The sequence below is a fragment of the Luteimonas sp. GW821-FHT14E02 genome (assembly GCF_058803905.1).
Window position 1 is genome coordinate 106,794 of the sequence record NZ_JBXAPK010000010.1, and the last position, 13,748, is coordinate 120,541.

The window sequence follows — 13,748 nt, forward strand, 5'->3', positions numbered from 1 at the left end:
CGCTACGTCCGCATAACGCTCATTCCAACGAAGTCGTAACGCCATGTCGCAACGCTGCGTTGCGGGGGCTTCCTTTTTCGAATGCGTGCGCGGGCGCCTAATAGCGCTTTGAGCGCCCCTCGGCGCCCGGAGATTTCCGCATGACCAGTGACGGCCGTCCGTCCATCCGCATCGATTTCGTTTCCGACGTGGTCTGCCCCTGGTGCGCGATTGGTTTGCAGTCGCTGGAACAGGCGATCGCCCGCGTCGGCGATGCGGCGAGGATCGAGTTGCATTTCCAGCCGTTCGAGTTGAATCCCGGGTTGGCGGATGCGGGCGAGGACGTGATCGATCACCTCGTCGAAAAGTACGGGATCAGCGAGGCGCAGGTGAAGCAGAACAGCGAGGCGATCCGCGCGCGCGGCGCCGACCTGGGGTTTTCGTTCGACATGCAGCGCCGTCGCCGCATCTGGAACACGTTCGATGCGCATCGTCTCCTGCATTGGGCCGGGACGCAGGATCTCGATCGTCAGCGCGCGCTCAAGCATGCCCTGTTGCGCGCGTATTTCAGCGATGGCGAGAACGTGTCCGATCACGAGGCGCTGGCGCGTATCGCCGCTTCCGTCGGTCTCGACGCCGAGCGGGCGCGCGAGGTGCTCGCTTCCGGCGAATACGCCGAGGCGGTGCGCGAGCGCGAACAGTTCTATAGCGGCAACGGCATCAGCGCGGTGCCGTCGGTCATCTTCAACGAGCGCCATCTGATCCAGGGCGGACAGCCCGTGGAGCAGTTCGAGCGCGCGATTCGGCAGTTGTCGGCCACGTCTGCTGCCGGTAACGGTGCGAGCTAAAGGAATTGCGTAAATCTGCTCGTCATTCCCGCATTCGCGGGAATGACGAGCGAAAGCAGGACTTGTCTGTCGGGGCGATTTCTAGTTCAGCAGGGGTGCGAGCGCGGTCCAGACGTGATCGCGCAGCTTCGGCTGCGCCGCTGCGATCGGATGCAGATTGTCATCCTGGAAATTGCCGCGGTCCGCGGCGATTGGCTGCAGCAGGAAGGGCAGCAGTTCGACGTTAAATAGTTTCGCGAGATCGAGATACACCTGCTCGAAACCTTCCGTGTATTCCGCGCCGTAGTTCGGCGGAATGCGCATGCCGATCAGCAGCACTTTGGCGCCGACGTGCTGCGAGGCGCCGATCATGCGCGCGAGGTTGCGGCGCATCTCGCGCAGCGGCAGGCCGCGCAGGCCGTCGTTGGCGCCGAGTTCGATCACCACCACTTTCGGCTTCACCCGCAGCACTTCGGCGACGATGCGCGAGGAGCCACCGGCGCTGGTCTCGCCGCTGATGCTGGCGTTGACGACGCGCCACGCTGGGCGTTCCTTGGCGATACGCGCGGCGGTGAGCGAGACCCAGCCCTCATCGGCGGCCAGGCCGTAGCCGGCCGAGAGCGAATCGCCCATGACCAGGACGGTCGGAACAGCCGGCGCCTGGGCCTTGCCGGCGGCGTTTTCGCTGAACTGGGCCTGCGCGGCCACCGTGACCGACAGCAGGACCAAACCAATGGCCCATTGAAACCGTTTGCGCCATGCCGCATAGGTGAACTTCGTCATACAAGTTTTCATCCGATTTTCAACCCTTCTTTCACTTTGGATCGATGCCATCCATGGCGCAGCATAACGATTCCGGATCGTCCGGCCTGACCATCCCTGGCCAGGCGTTCAGGGCCGCAGCCGATGCCGATAGGGCATCGGCTGAGCGCGGCCCTTCCCCCGCAACTGAAACCAGGACCGCTTTGCAGGTCTCCGATCTCGGCAAACACGTGGCGCTGCCATCGGGTGAACTGACCATCCTCGAGAACGTGAGTTTCACGATCGCGGCAGGTGACACCGTCGCGATCATCGGGGCCTCCGGTTCGGGCAAGAGCACGCTGCTGTCGCTGATGGCGGGATTGGACAGGCCGAGCAAGGGCGAGGTGCAGCTGGATGGCGCGCCGATGTCGTCGCTGGACGAGGACGGCCGGGCGCGGGTGCGCGCGGAGAAGGTCGGCTTCGTGTTCCAGAGCTTCCAGCTGCTGCCCTCGCTGACGGCGCTGGAGAACGTGATGCTGCCGCTGGAGCTGCGCGGCGACACCGATGCGGAGACGCCGGCGCGCGGAATCCTGGAAAAGGTGGGGCTGGGCGGACGGCTCGATCACTATCCGCGCCAGCTTTCCGGCGGCGAGCAGCAACGAGTGGCGCTGGCGCGCGCTTTCGTGACGCAGCCGTCGCTGCTGTTCGCCGATGAGCCCACCGGCAATCTCGATACGCACACCGGACAGGCGATCATCGAATTGCTGTTCGCGATGAACGCAGATGCCGGCACGACGCTGGTGCTGGTGACCCACGACGAACACCTCGCCGAGCGCTGCAGCCGGCGCCTGCGCCTGGATAGCGGACGATTGGTGACGTCATGACCTGGCTGAGGCTGGCGTGGCGGCAATTGCGCCGCGATATGAAAGCCGGCGACATCCGCATCCTGTTCGCCGCGCTGGTACTGGCGGTGATCGCGGTGACGGCGGTGGGTTTCGTCACTGATCGCGCCGAACGTGCGCTGGCGCTGGAGGCCAACCGTCTGCTCGGCGGCGACGCGGTGGTGCGCGGCGATGCGCCGATCGGTGATGCCTTGCGCGCGAGTGCGCGCGCGGACGGGCTGCGGCAGACGGAGACAGTGGAATTCCAGAGCATGATCCGGGTCGGCTCCGGCAGTGCCGCCAATCTGCGTCTGGGCGAGTTGCGCGTGCTCGGCGACGGGTTTCCGTTGCGCGGCGTGTTTCGCATCCTCGATGCGCAAGGTGAGCACGATGCCGGAAGTGTGCCTGCGCGCGGGACGTTATGGATGAGCCGGGCCGGCGCCGACACGCTCGGCGCCAAAGCCGGAGACGATGTGATCATCGGCAAGGTGACGCTCAAGCTCGCGGCGCTGGTGGTGCAGGAACCGGACGCGGCGATGGATTATTTCAACGTCGCGCCGAAGGCCTTCCTCAATCTCGCCGATCTGCCGGCGACCGGGCTGGTGCAGGAAGGCAGCCGCATCCGCTATCGGCTGATCGTCGCGGGCGATGCGCGCGCGGTGGAAGGCTTCGTGCGCACGGCGCGCGGGCAGCTCGCGCGTGGGCAGCGGCTGGAAACCATCAACGATGCGCGTCCGGAAGTGCGATCGGCGCTGGATCGTGCCGGGCGCTTCCTCGGTCTCGCCGCGCTGGTGTCGGTGGTGCTGGCGGCGGTGGCTGTGGCGATGGCCGCGCGGCGGCACAGCGAACGGCATCTGTCGGCGGCGGCGGTGATGCGTTGCCTTGGCGCGAGCCAGCGTCGTCTGGTCGGTATCCATGTTGGTGAGATGTTGCTGCTCGGCATCGGTGCGAGCGCGATCGGCGTGCTGATCGCCTTCGTCCTGCAATGGGCGGTGGGCGCGTGGCTGGCGCAGGCGTTGTCGCTGTCGATTCCGCCCGCGAGCTGGCTGCCGGCGCTGCAAGGGTTCGGCGTCGGTCTGGTTGTGTTGATCGCCTTCGCCGCGCCGCCGGTGATGGCGTTGCGCCGCGTGCCGGCGCTGCGCGTGCTGCGTCGCGATCTCGATGCCACCGAGCCCAGTGCCTGGGCCGTGCTGCTGGCGGGGCTGGCCGGACTGGCCGCGCTGGTGTGGTGGAAGGCCGGTTCCGCCGAACTGGCCGCGGCGATGCTGTCGGGCGTCGCGGCGACTTTCGCCGTGCTGGCCTTGGTGGCGGGCCTGCTGATCCTGGTCGTGCGGCGTCTGCGCAAGCATTTGCGTGGCAGCCTGCGCTACGGCCTGGCCAATGTCAGCCGCCGCGCCGGCACTAGCATCGCGCAGATTTCAGCGCTCGGCCTCGGCCTGATGGCCTTGCTGCTGCTCACTTTCGTGCGCACCGATCTGCTCGATCGCTGGCAGGTGTCGCTGTCGGAGAACGCACCCAACCGTTTCATCATCAACGTGCAGCAGGATCAGGTGCGGCCGGTGCGCGAATTCATCGCTGCGCACGGCATCTCGACACCGGCGCTGGTGCCGATGATTCGCGGGCGCCTGCTCGAACGCAACGGCAAGCCGGTGCGTGGCGAGGATTACGCGCAACGCGCCGATGCCGATCCCGATGACAACCGCCAGGCGCAGCGCCGCGCCGATCGCGAATTCAACCTGTCCTTCGCCGATACGCTGCGCGCGGACAACGAGATCGTCGCCGGACGCTTCTGGGAGAAGGGGCGGCGTCCGGCGAAGACCGAACTGTCGGTGGAGGAGCGTTTTGCGAATTCGCTCGGCTGGAAGCTCGGCGACCACATCGTTTTCGACATCGCCGGGCGACGGCTCGCTGGCACGATCACCAGTCTGCGCAGCGTCGACTGGGAAAGCTTCCGGCCGAATTTCTTCGTGCTCGTCTCGCCGGGCGCGCTCGACGGCTATCCGGCCAGCTACATCACGGCGGTGAGCGTGCCGCAGGGTGACAGCCGCCTCACGGCGGAGCTCGTACAGCGCTTTCCCAACCTGAGCGTGATCGACATCGACGCGGTGCTGAAGCAGGTGCGCTCGATCGGCGATCAGGTCTCCACCGTGGTGCAGGTGGTGTTCTGGTTCTCGTTCCTGGCCGGCGTGCTGGTGCTGATGGCGGCGGTGAGCGCGAGCCAGGACGAACGCCTGCTCGAGGGCGGCGTGATGCGCGTGCTCGGCGGCAGCCGGCGTCAGCTGCGGCTGGCGCAGGCCTCGGAATTCGCGGCGATCGGCCTGTTGTCCGGGCTGGTGGCGGCGATCGCGGCCTCGGTGCTGTCGGGCGTGGTCGCCGCGCGCGTGTTCGATCTGCCGTGGGAGCCGAACTGGACGCTGGCCGCGGTCGGCGGTGGCGCGGGCATGCTGGCGGCGCTGGTCGCCGGCTTGTTCGCCACGCGGCGGATCCTCGATGCACCGCCGTCGGTGACGTTGCGCGAGCTGGACAACTGAGTCCGTCGCGATCCGAACCTCAACCCGGCACGGATTCGGCCCGGGCGTCGAAACGCCGCGCGTAGCCGCGCTCGCTGGCGATGCGTTCCACGAGCGCGTCGGGCAGGTCGGGGGCGCCGTAGACCGCGTACACGACGGTGTCGTCCTGGCGGCCGATCTGATGCAGGCGGTAGCGCGACTGCCCGCTGCCGGTGCGGGGTGGGTAGTGCAGCGGTGGTTCACCGCTCATGTCGACTTCGGTGTTGTCCACGACGCCGCCGATGAACAATGCGCGCATGGTCGTTTCCTTGTGGGGAAGGGATCGGGCCATCCTCGCGTGCCGCACGTTCGGCACACATGAAACCGGCATTCGGATTGCGCTGGCGCCGCGATACGCGCGGCTGAGGCGCATCGGGCCTAAAATTGCGTTCATCTCCCCGCGACATCACAGTCCATGCCTGCTCCTCACGGCGATCCCGCGCTCGAAGCCCTGATGCTGCCGTTCACCGACGGCACGCTGGCGTGGCCGCGCGAGGGCGCGCTGTTCCTGCGCGCGCGCGACGGCTGGCCGCTGCATGCGCAGGCGCTGCCGGGGCTGGTGTGCGAGCAGAGCTTCAAGCCGGAGGCCGATGCCTTGCAGCGTTCGGGTTTCGAGGTGCGCGCGCCGGATGACGTGAAGTATCCGCTGATATTGCTGCTGCCGCCGCGCCAGCGCGAGGAGGCGCGGGCGTTGTTCGCGCGGGCGCTCGCGCGCCTGCGGCCGGGCGGGACCGTGATCGCGAGCATGCCCAACGATGAAGGCGCGAAATCCGGCCAGGACGATCTGGCGCGGATCGCCGGAACGGTGTCGTCCCGTTCGAAGCACAAATGCAGGGTGTTCTGGGCGCAGCCTCGACAGGCCGGCGACGGCAAGATAGGCGGGGGCGATGCGCAGCTCGCCGCGCAGTGGCGCGGGCTGGATGCGCCGCGCGCGATCGTCGACGGCCGTTTCCTCAGCCGGCCGGGCGTGTTCGCCTGGGATCGCATCGATGCCGCCTCGGCGCTGCTCGCCGAGCACTTGCCTGCGGACCTGCGCGGCCGCGCCGCGGATCTCGGCGCCGGCTACGGGTATTTGGCTGTCGAGTTGCTGCAGCGCTGTCCGGGCATTACGTCGCTCGACCTGTACGAAGCCGAATCGCGTGCGCTCGATCTCGCGCGCACGAATCTCGCATCTTTCGCGGATCACATATCGCTGGATTTCCGCTGGCACGATGTCACGACGGGTTTGCCGCAGCGCTACGATGTCATCGTCAGCAATCCGCCGTTCCACGCCCAGGGCCGCGCCGAGCGCCCCGATATCGGTCGCGCCTTCATCGCGGCGGCGGCGCAGGCGCTCGTGCCCGGCGGTCGCCTGTGGCTGGTGGCGAACCGGCACCTGCCCTACGAAACGGCGCTCGGTGTGGGTTTCGGTGCGGTGCGCATCGTCGCGCAGCGCGGCGGGTTCAAGGTGGTGGAAGCGGTGAAGGCGCGCGCATGAAACCCGCCAGGCCGGAAAAACTCGTCAAGGTCATCGCCAATCTCGGCTACGGCAGCCGCAAGGCGGTCGCGGCGATGTTCCGCGCCGGCCTGGTCACCGATGCCAACGGTGAAGTGCTGTACGCCGATGATCGCGTGGCGCATGCGGACGTGCGTGTCGACGGCGAGCCGCTCGATCCGCCGCAGGGCATCGTGCTGATGCTGCACAAGCCGGTGGGCTACACCTGCTCGACGCGCGATCCCGGACGCGTGATCTATGACCTGCTGCCGCCGCGCTTCCGGCTGCGGCAGCCGACGCTTTCGCCAATCGGACGCCTGGACCGCGACACCAGCGGCCTGCTGCTGATGACCGACGACGGCGCGCTGCTGCACCGGATCATCTCGCCGAAATCGAATCTGTCGAAAACCTACGAAGCGACGTTGGCGCAGCCGCTACGCGGCGACGAGGCGGCCTTGTTCGCCAGCGGCACGCTGATGCTGGAATCGGAAACCACGCCGCTGCTGCCGGCGACGCTGGAGGTGGTGTCGCCCACGGTGGCGCGCCTGATCCTGACCGAGGGCCGCTATCACCAGGTGCGCCGCATGTTCGCGGCCGTCGGCAATCATGTCGAAGCGCTGCATCGCGTTTCCGTCGGTGCGCTCGATCTCGATGGCTTGCCCGCCGGTCAGTGGCGTGTGCTGTCGGCCGCGCAAATCGAACGGCCGGGCTGATGCCTCATCTGGCCGCGCCGACATGCCGCTGCAGGCGGTCGGTCAGCGCGGCGATGTCGAATCCCTGGGACGCGATCGATTTGGGGAGGATGTGGAAGATCCTGGGCATCGGATAGAGCAGCACGAATGCGTCGTTCTGGCGCCATTTCAGGACGTTGGCCCAGACGAGCTTGCCGTCGGCATGGCTGGAGGCAAACCGGACGCCGTCTTCGAGGAGTTCGACGGTGAACTCGTCATGCATGGCTTTGTACTTCCGGTAATGCCGTCGCGCCATCCAGGGGACGGTGACGAACGAAGCCAGCATGATCACAAGTCCCCCGACGATGCCGCCGATCGCCCCGGCTTTGACGAGCGGCGGCCCCCATGTGACGAGTGCGATCGCGACCAGAAGAATTGCGGTTGCGGTCCAGAGGTAACGTGGCGTCGGTCTGGCAAACAGCCGCATCGCGTTCACGTAGTCCTGTTCGGAGACTCGGTATCGGGCAGGCATTCCAGGGATCTCGATTCGGCGATCGACACGGTGCCGGATCGCCCAGGACCGGCATTTAATCCGATTCGTGGCCCAGGTTCATCCAACCCTCCTGGCCCAGCCTGGTGAGGGTTTCGATATTGCGGGAGACGATGGCATCCGGATCCGGGAACGCCGCGACCGCGCGCTCGACGCTCTCCTCGCGCAACAGATGCAGCGTGGGCCAGGGCGAGCGATTGGTGTAGTTGGCGATGTCGTCGGGCTCGTTCCCGGCGAACTGGTAGTCGGGATGGAAACTGGCGACCTGCAGCACGCCTTCCAGGTCGAGTTCGGCGACCAGCGCGTCGGCGTCGTCGAGGAAATCGTTGTAGTCGAGGAAATCGGCCAGGACGTGCGGGTGCACGATCAGGGTGGTGTCGATCTCGCTCGCGGGCGTGTCGCGCAGGCGCAGGAGTTCGTCGCCCAGGGTTTCCAGCAGCGCTTCGGGCGTGTCGGCGTCGCTGAGCACGTAGCGCACCTGGCCCTTGACGACGACGGCCTTGGCAAACGGGCATAGGTTGAGGCCGATGACGGCGCGTTCCACCCAGCGCTGGGTGTCCGCGATTGGGTGAGGGGCCTCGCCTGGCCGATGTCCTATCGGCATCGGCCGCGGCTCCGAACGCCCGGACAAGGATGGCCGGGCAGGACGTTCCGCAAGCCAGCCAAGCTGCGCCAGGGATGGCGGACGGATTTCATGGGTGCATTCAATCCCGGAAATTGTCGAACTGCAACGGCAGCTCAAATTCCTTGCCACGCAACACAGCGATCGCCGCCTGCAGGTCGTCGCGCTTCTTGCCGATGACGCGTAGCTTGTCGCCGTTGATCTGGCTGTCGACCTTGAGCTTGGCGTCCTTGAGCGCGGTCTGGATCTTCTTCGCCAGTTCGCGCTCGATGCCCTGCTTCACGGTGACTTTCTGCCGCGCGCCGGCGAGGTTGGTCTCGATGTCCTCGAAACTCAGGCAGCGCGCGTCGATCTTCCGCGCCGCCAGTCGCGCGCGCAGGATGTCGGTCATCTGCTGCAGCTGGAACTCGCTGGGCGCGGATTGCGTGATCACGGCGTCGGCACGTTCGAATCTCGCATCCACGCCCTTGAAGTCGAAGCGCGTGGACAGTTCGCGATTGGCCTGGTCGATGGCGTTGGTCAGTTCGTGGGTGTCGACTTCGGACACGATGTCGAAGGAAGGCATGGTGGGCGTATGGTACGAGTGAAGACGTGGCGGGGTGCGAAGAGTAAAACACAGATGCCACGCGTGAGAATGACAGGATTGGGCAAGCCCCCTGCAGCAATGGTCTAGGAGCCTCGACGGGCGGCGGCGTTATGCTGTGTGTTTCCCCCCCATGAAGAGTCGCTCCCCATGCTGAAGACTCCCGCCTATGCCGCCGCCACCGCCCAGTCCCCGTTGGCGCCGTTCGCTGTCGAGCGCCGCGAGCCGGACGCGCGCGACGTCTTGATCGACATCCTCTATTGCGGCGTCTGCCATTCCGACATCCATCAGGCGCGTGATGAATGGGGTGGCTCGATCTTCCCGATGGTGCCGGGCCACGAGATCGTCGGTCGCGTCGCCAAGGTCGGCAGCCAGGCGAGCAAGTTCAAGGTCGGCGACATCGTCGGCATCGGCTGCTTCGTCGACTCCTGTCGCCACTGCGCGCAGTGTGAGGCGGGTGAGGAGCAGTACTGCAGCGAGGGCATGACCGCCACCTACAACAGCCGCGAGCGCGGTACCGGCGTGCCGACCTACGGCGGCTACTCGACCCGGATCACCGTCGACGAGGACTACGTCCTGCGCATTCCGGATGGCATCCCGCTCGAACGCGCGGCGCCGCTGCTGTGCGCCGGCATCACCACGTATTCGCCGATGCGTCATTACGGCTTGAAGGCGGGTGACAAGCTGGGCGTGGTGGGGCTGGGCGGGCTCGGCCACATGGCGGTGAAATTCGGCGTGGCGATGGGCGCGGAAGTGACGGTGCTGAGCACGTCGGAATCCAAGCGTCAGGATGCCCTTGACCTCGGTGCGACCGCGTTCGCCGTGACCAAGGACAAGGAGACGTTCAAGCGTCTGGCCGGCTCGTTCGATTTCATCATCGACAATGTGTCGGCGCCGCACGACTACAACGACTATCTCGGGCTGCTCAGGACCAATGGCACCATGGTGCTGCTCGGTGTTCCGGAGAAGCCGGCACCGGTGGCGGCGTTCTCGCTGATCGGCCAGCGGCGCCGGCTCGGCGGCTCGATGATCGGCGGCATCCGCGAGACGCAGGAGATGCTGGATTTCTGCGCCGAGCACGGCATCGCCTCGGATGTCGAGGTGATCGGCATCCAGCAGATCAACGAGGCCTACGAGCGCATGCTCAACGGCGACGTGCATTACCGCTTTGTGATCGACACCAGTTCCCTGTCTAAGGCAGCCTGATCGCACGCTGCTAGGGCGAACGCGCCGGTCACACATGGCCGGCGCGCTGTTGCAGGCCGCATCCACTTGCCAGCGGCCGCCGCAACAGGCAACGTTTCGTCATGCCGAATGCCATCGAACCCGCCGGCCCGCGACGCGCCGGTCCGGTGCTTTTCATGCTCGTCGCCGTCGCCCTGTTCGGCGGCATGGATGCGGGACTCAAGATCCTGTCGCCGCACTATCCGGCGATGCAGGTGGCTTCGCTGCGCGGCGCCTCGTCGCTGCCGCTGGTGCTGGCATGGGTGTGGGCCACGATCGGATTTCGCGGTCTGCTACGCGTGCACTGGCCGCTGCACCTGCTGCGGGGTGCGCTGGGTGTCGTGATGATGCTGGGCTTCGTCTACGGCCTGCGCACGCTGCCGATGTCGACGGCCTATGCGATCACGTTCGTGGCACCGCTGCTGATCACGGCGATGGCGGTACCGTTCCTGGGCGAGAAGGTCGGGCTGCGGCGCTGGATCGCGATCGGCGTCGGCCTGTGCGGCGTGCTGGTGATCCTGCGGCCCACCGGCGAGGGCATGTTCACGCTCGGCGGATTGGCGATCCTGGGCGCGGCGGTGTGCTACGCCGCCTCCGCCATCACCGTGCGCATGCTGGCGCAGCGCGACAGCCCGCAGTCGATGGTGTTCTGGCTGATGGCGATCCTGGCGCTCGTCTGCGGCGCCCTGGCGTGGCCGCAGTGGCGGGCGATCCGTCCCGAGCACTGGTGGGTGGTCGCCGGCATCGGCGTGATCGGCACGCTGGCGCAGGTGGCGCTGACGGAGGCGTTCCGGCGCGGCGAGGCGTCATTGATCGCGCCGCTGGAATACACGGCGCTGATCTGGGGTGTATTGCTGGATCTCACGCTGTGGCAGGTGTTGCCCGACGGCGTCACCTGGATCGGTGCGGCGATCATCGTCGTCAGTGGCCTGTATCTGTTCCGGCGCGAGCGTGTCCGTTCGGAGGACGCGCAGGGTATCGTGCCGCCGTAAGGGGCGTTCTGGAGCATCTTTGACTCAGGCGCTCACATTCGTCGTCCCAGCGAAAGCTGGGATCCATTTGGATCTTCCTTTCAAACGATGCAAAAGCAACATGGGTCCCAGCTTTCGCTGGGATGACGGAAATTGGATTGCCCATAAAAAACGACGGGCCCGCGAGGACCCGTCGTCGTGTCGCAAGTCGCGTTGTCGCTTAGAAGCGAGCGCCGACGCCCACACCGACCATCACCGGGTTGAGCTTGGCTTCGCCAGCCTTCACGCCGTTGATCTTGATGTCGGAATCACCCTGGAAGTAACGCACGTCGGCACGCGCGAACCAGGTCGGGTTGATGTTGAGGTCGACACCGACGGTGCCGACGGCACCCTTCACCGTTTCCACGCCGACGCGCTGGCCGGCGAGGACGCCGGTGCCGGCCGTCGATTCATTGGTGTAGTTGGCTTCGTAGTAGCCCAGGCCCACGAACGGACGGAACGTGCTGTCCGCATCGAGGAAGTGGTACTGGCCGCTGATCGAGTACGGCTGCGAGTCGAAGCTGGCGGTCTTGCCGCCGTTGACCTTGACGTCGTGACCGATCTTGTCGGCGCCCCAGGCTTCGACCGACCAATGGTCGTCGATGTTGTAGCTGAAGCTCAGCGTCGCCGCGCCGCCGCCCTTGACGTCGGTGAGCGTGTTGGCGACGACCGGGTTGCGGGTCGGCTCGGTCAGCGAGTAACCGCCGACGATCGTGTAACGCTTGCCGGACGCGGTGTCGCCGGAAGCCGTGTCCTGCGCGAACGCGGGTGCGGTGCCGGCGGCGATGGTGGCGATGGCAAGAGCCAGTGTGCGAATGGATGACATGGGGGAGTCTCCTGTGTGTTTTCTGTTTGTATTTTCTTGTATGCCCAGTTCTTGATATGTCTGTCGGAGCATCGGGCAGTGCGCACACTAGCGAGGCACACATGAACGTGCCTTGTTCGTGAAATGATTGTTCAGGGAACTTTGACTTCTCGTTAAGCAAACGCATGTCAAAGCGCGCACGATTTCATCGCGTTACATGCGTGGGCGCCGTGTTCATGCATGGCGAAGGTCATGCTCACCAACGGCACGCGACGCTTGAAAAACCTGAGGAGAGACTGAACGCAATCGAGAGGGAGCGAATACCATGCGTCTTTCATCGTTGGCGATGGTGGCATTGCTGTGCGCTTGCGGCACCGCTGCCGCCGCGAAAGGGGATGGGACGAATGTGCGCATCGAATGCGAGATGCAGAGCGATTACGCGTTCTCGCTCACCAGGAAAAGCGTGATCCTGACCCGGAAGACGGGCGAACCGAAACTCGTGCTGATGCGGCAGGGTCGCCTGTTCATCGACGATGCCTGGGTGCCGGTGAGCAAGGCCGATCGCGAACGGCTGATCGCCTACGAGCGCGAGGCGCGCGCGACGATGCCGCTGACGCAGCGGATCGGTCGCGAGGCCGCTGACATCGCCTTCATCGCCCTGACCGAAGTGGCCAAGGACTTCAGCGGCGATCCGGAACAGGTCGAACGGAAATTTGCCGAAGCGCGCGAGCAGCTCGACCGGCGACTGGCCGATTCGATCAGCACGACACATTTCAACGGCGACGAGTTCGGCCGCCACATCGGCGACGCGGTGAGCGAGACGGTGCCGATGGTGGTGGGTGACATCGTCGGTGGCGCCTTGCATGCGGCGTTCACTGGTGACGCGGAGCGCCTGGAGCGGCTCGACGGCCTGGACGAGCGGGTCGAAGCCATCGTCGGTTCCCGCGCCAAGGCGCTGGAGCGAGATGCCGACACCCTGTGCAAGCGGATGCGCGCGCTGGATGCGCTCGATGACGCGCTGGAGTATCGGCACGCCGGCAAACCGCTCGATCTGCTGCGCACCGAGCTCAAGCGGAGAGAGGCGGCGGCACTCTGACGCGAGCCCTCGGCTCGCATCACGAATCCGGCCGCCGGGATGGGCATGTGGGGCGAAGTCGCCGCATGGCCGTTGTCCTCGCGACAATACGGCGACGTATCCCCGCCGGATCATCCTCTGTCGAATTCCGTGCAAAAGTCCGTTCCGGCTTTCGCATGGTTGGCGCTTGCCTCGCGTCAGGCGACAATAGCCGTTCCCACGTACGCCGGAGCGCCGCATGGCCGATTTGAAGGAAGCTCGAGTCCCCGATATCGGCGATTTCGATCACGTACCGGTGATCGAAGTGCTGGTGGCCGTCGGCGATACCGTCGCCAAGGACCAGGGCCTGGTCACGCTGGAATCGGACAAGGCGACGATGGAAGTGCCGGCGCCGTTCGCGGGCGTGGTGCGCGAATTGAAGGTCAAGGTCGGTGATGCGCTGTCGGAAGGCAGCGTGGTGGCGGTGATCGAGACGGCCGATGCGTCGGCTCCGGCAGAGAAGGCCGCACCCGCGAAAGCAGCCGAGGCTCCCGAGAAAGCCGCGCCGGCGCCCGCCGCGCAGCCGGCTCCCGCGCCTGCCGCCGCGCCGCAAGCCGCGGCCAAGGGCGGCTTGCAGGAAGCCAAGGTGCCCGACATCGGCGATTTCGAAGGCGTGCCGGTGATCGAGGTGCTGGTGGCTGTCGGCGATACCGTCGCCAAGGACCAGGGCCTGGTCACGCTGGAATCGGACAAGGCGACGATGGAAGTGCCGGCGCCG

At 66.2% G+C, this 13,748-nt stretch carries 15 protein-coding genes; 9 read left to right on the plus strand and 6 right to left on the minus strand.

The genetic code is table 11. The features are described from left to right. Window positions 1-140 precede the first annotated feature (140 nt). Entirely contained in the window at window positions 141-827 is a 687-nt protein-coding gene (locus AC1RNP_RS16040) for a DsbA family oxidoreductase (protein ID WP_493052284.1), read from the plus strand. 81 nt (window positions 828-908) lie between these two features. On the opposite strand, the gene AC1RNP_RS16045 is transcribed toward AC1RNP_RS16040, so the two are convergent. Next, complete coding sequence (locus tag AC1RNP_RS16045; RefSeq protein ID WP_493052285.1) at window positions 909-1,589, minus strand: arylesterase; 681 nt, start codon at window positions 1,587-1,589, stop codon at window positions 909-911. Between the two features lie 182 nt (window positions 1,590-1,771). Between AC1RNP_RS16045 and AC1RNP_RS16050 the strand changes: the two genes are divergently transcribed. Beyond that, on the plus strand, window positions 1,772-2,431 hold the full coding sequence (locus tag AC1RNP_RS16050) for an ABC transporter ATP-binding protein (RefSeq protein ID WP_493052286.1): 660 nt from the start codon (window positions 1,772-1,774) through the stop codon (window positions 2,429-2,431). Further along, window positions 2,428-4,959 carry an ABC transporter permease gene (locus AC1RNP_RS16055; RefSeq protein WP_493052287.1) on the plus strand — a complete coding sequence of 844 codons (2,532 nt, stop codon included), beginning with the start codon at window positions 2,428-2,430 and terminating at the stop codon, window positions 4,957-4,959. Before AC1RNP_RS16050 ends, AC1RNP_RS16055 begins: the two co-directional genes overlap by 4 nt. Window positions 4,960-4,978: 19 nt before the next feature. Here the strand turns inward: AC1RNP_RS16055 and AC1RNP_RS16060 are convergent, their stop codons facing one another. After that, the gene (locus AC1RNP_RS16060) at window positions 4,979-5,236 is read right to left on the minus strand and encodes a hypothetical protein (RefSeq protein WP_493052288.1); all 258 of its coding nucleotides are present in this window, start codon (window positions 5,234-5,236) and stop codon (window positions 4,979-4,981) included. Window positions 5,237-5,392: 156 nt separating this feature from the next. Between AC1RNP_RS16060 and AC1RNP_RS16065 the strand changes: the two genes are divergently transcribed. Then, a complete protein-coding gene (locus AC1RNP_RS16065; RefSeq protein WP_493052289.1) occupies window positions 5,393-6,454 on the plus strand; it encodes a class I SAM-dependent methyltransferase in 1,062 nt (353 codons plus the stop codon). Beyond that, window positions 6,451-7,164 (plus strand): pseudouridine synthase, encoded by a 714-nt coding sequence (locus AC1RNP_RS16070; RefSeq protein WP_493052290.1) that lies wholly within the window; start codon window positions 6,451-6,453, stop codon window positions 7,162-7,164. The genes AC1RNP_RS16065 and AC1RNP_RS16070 overlap by 4 nt, the downstream gene beginning before the upstream one ends. A 4-nt stretch (window positions 7,165-7,168) precedes the next feature. Here AC1RNP_RS16070 and AC1RNP_RS16075 read toward each other — a convergent pair whose 3' ends face one another. The 3 genes from AC1RNP_RS16075 to AC1RNP_RS16085 form a co-directional block, all read right to left on the minus strand. Further along, window positions 7,169-7,609 (minus strand): YcxB family protein, encoded by a 441-nt coding sequence (locus AC1RNP_RS16075; protein WP_493052291.1) that lies wholly within the window; start codon window positions 7,607-7,609, stop codon window positions 7,169-7,171. Between the two features lie 100 nt (window positions 7,610-7,709). Beyond that, window positions 7,710-8,276, minus strand: coding sequence for a DUF1415 domain-containing protein (locus AC1RNP_RS16080; protein ID WP_493052292.1), 567 nt, complete (start codon window positions 8,274-8,276; stop codon window positions 7,710-7,712). A gap of 100 nt (window positions 8,277-8,376) precedes the next feature. Beyond that, window positions 8,377-8,859: a YajQ family cyclic di-GMP-binding protein gene (locus AC1RNP_RS16085; RefSeq protein WP_226469312.1), complete on the minus strand. Its 483-nt coding sequence runs from the start codon at window positions 8,857-8,859 to the stop codon at window positions 8,377-8,379. Between the two features lie 168 nt (window positions 8,860-9,027). Between AC1RNP_RS16085 and AC1RNP_RS16090 the strand changes: the two genes are divergently transcribed. Together AC1RNP_RS16090 and AC1RNP_RS16095 are read left to right on the plus strand one after the other, a co-directional pair. Further along, on the plus strand, window positions 9,028-10,083 hold the full coding sequence (locus tag AC1RNP_RS16090; RefSeq protein WP_493052293.1) for an NAD(P)-dependent alcohol dehydrogenase: 1,056 nt from the start codon (window positions 9,028-9,030) through the stop codon (window positions 10,081-10,083). A gap of 101 nt (window positions 10,084-10,184) precedes the next feature. Then, entirely contained in the window at window positions 10,185-11,093 is a 909-nt protein-coding gene (locus tag AC1RNP_RS16095) for a DMT family transporter (protein ID WP_493052294.1), read from the plus strand. 199 nt (window positions 11,094-11,292) lie between these two features. Here the strand turns inward: AC1RNP_RS16095 and AC1RNP_RS16100 are convergent, their stop codons facing one another. Then, window positions 11,293-11,937, minus strand: coding sequence for an OmpW/AlkL family protein (locus tag AC1RNP_RS16100; RefSeq protein WP_493052295.1), 645 nt, complete (start codon window positions 11,935-11,937; stop codon window positions 11,293-11,295). 304 nt (window positions 11,938-12,241) lie between these two features. Between AC1RNP_RS16100 and AC1RNP_RS16105 the strand changes: the two genes are divergently transcribed. Together AC1RNP_RS16105 and AC1RNP_RS16110 are read left to right on the plus strand one after the other, a co-directional pair. Beyond that, the gene (locus AC1RNP_RS16105) at window positions 12,242-13,012 is read left to right on the plus strand and encodes a DUF2884 family protein (protein ID WP_493052296.1); all 771 of its coding nucleotides are present in this window, start codon (window positions 12,242-12,244) and stop codon (window positions 13,010-13,012) included. A gap of 217 nt (window positions 13,013-13,229) precedes the next feature. After that, on the plus strand, window positions 13,230-13,748 hold a 519-nt coding region (locus AC1RNP_RS16110), incomplete at its 3' end, for a biotin/lipoyl-containing protein (RefSeq protein WP_493052297.1).

Coding starts and splice junctions, on each gene's coding strand:
- AC1RNP_RS16040 (WP_493052284.1), top strand. CDS start 141: ATGACCAGTGACGGCCGTCCGTCCATCCGCATCGATTTCGTTTCCGAC.
- AC1RNP_RS16045 (WP_493052285.1), bottom strand. CDS start 1,589: ATGACGAAGTTCACCTATGCGGCATGGCGCAAACGGTTTCAATGGGCC.
- AC1RNP_RS16055 (WP_493052287.1), top strand. CDS start 2,428: ATGACCTGGCTGAGGCTGGCGTGGCGGCAATTGCGCCGCGATATGAAA.
- AC1RNP_RS16060 (WP_493052288.1), bottom strand. CDS start 5,236: ATGCGCGCATTGTTCATCGGCGGCGTCGTGGACAACACCGAAGTCGAC.
- AC1RNP_RS16065 (WP_493052289.1), top strand. CDS start 5,393: ATGCCTGCTCCTCACGGCGATCCCGCGCTCGAAGCCCTGATGCTGCCG.
- AC1RNP_RS16070 (WP_493052290.1), top strand. CDS start 6,451: ATGAAACCCGCCAGGCCGGAAAAACTCGTCAAGGTCATCGCCAATCTC.
- AC1RNP_RS16075 (WP_493052291.1), bottom strand. CDS start 7,609: ATGCGGCTGTTTGCCAGACCGACGCCACGTTACCTCTGGACCGCAACC.
- AC1RNP_RS16080 (WP_493052292.1), bottom strand. CDS start 8,276: ATGCCGATAGGACATCGGCCAGGCGAGGCCCCTCACCCAATCGCGGAC.
- AC1RNP_RS16085 (WP_226469312.1), bottom strand. CDS start 8,859: ATGCCTTCCTTCGACATCGTGTCCGAAGTCGACACCCACGAACTGACC.
- AC1RNP_RS16090 (WP_493052293.1), top strand. CDS start 9,028: ATGCTGAAGACTCCCGCCTATGCCGCCGCCACCGCCCAGTCCCCGTTG.
- AC1RNP_RS16095 (WP_493052294.1), top strand. CDS start 10,185: ATGCCGAATGCCATCGAACCCGCCGGCCCGCGACGCGCCGGTCCGGTG.
- AC1RNP_RS16100 (WP_493052295.1), bottom strand. CDS start 11,937: ATGTCATCCATTCGCACACTGGCTCTTGCCATCGCCACCATCGCCGCC.
- AC1RNP_RS16105 (WP_493052296.1), top strand. CDS start 12,242: ATGCGTCTTTCATCGTTGGCGATGGTGGCATTGCTGTGCGCTTGCGGC.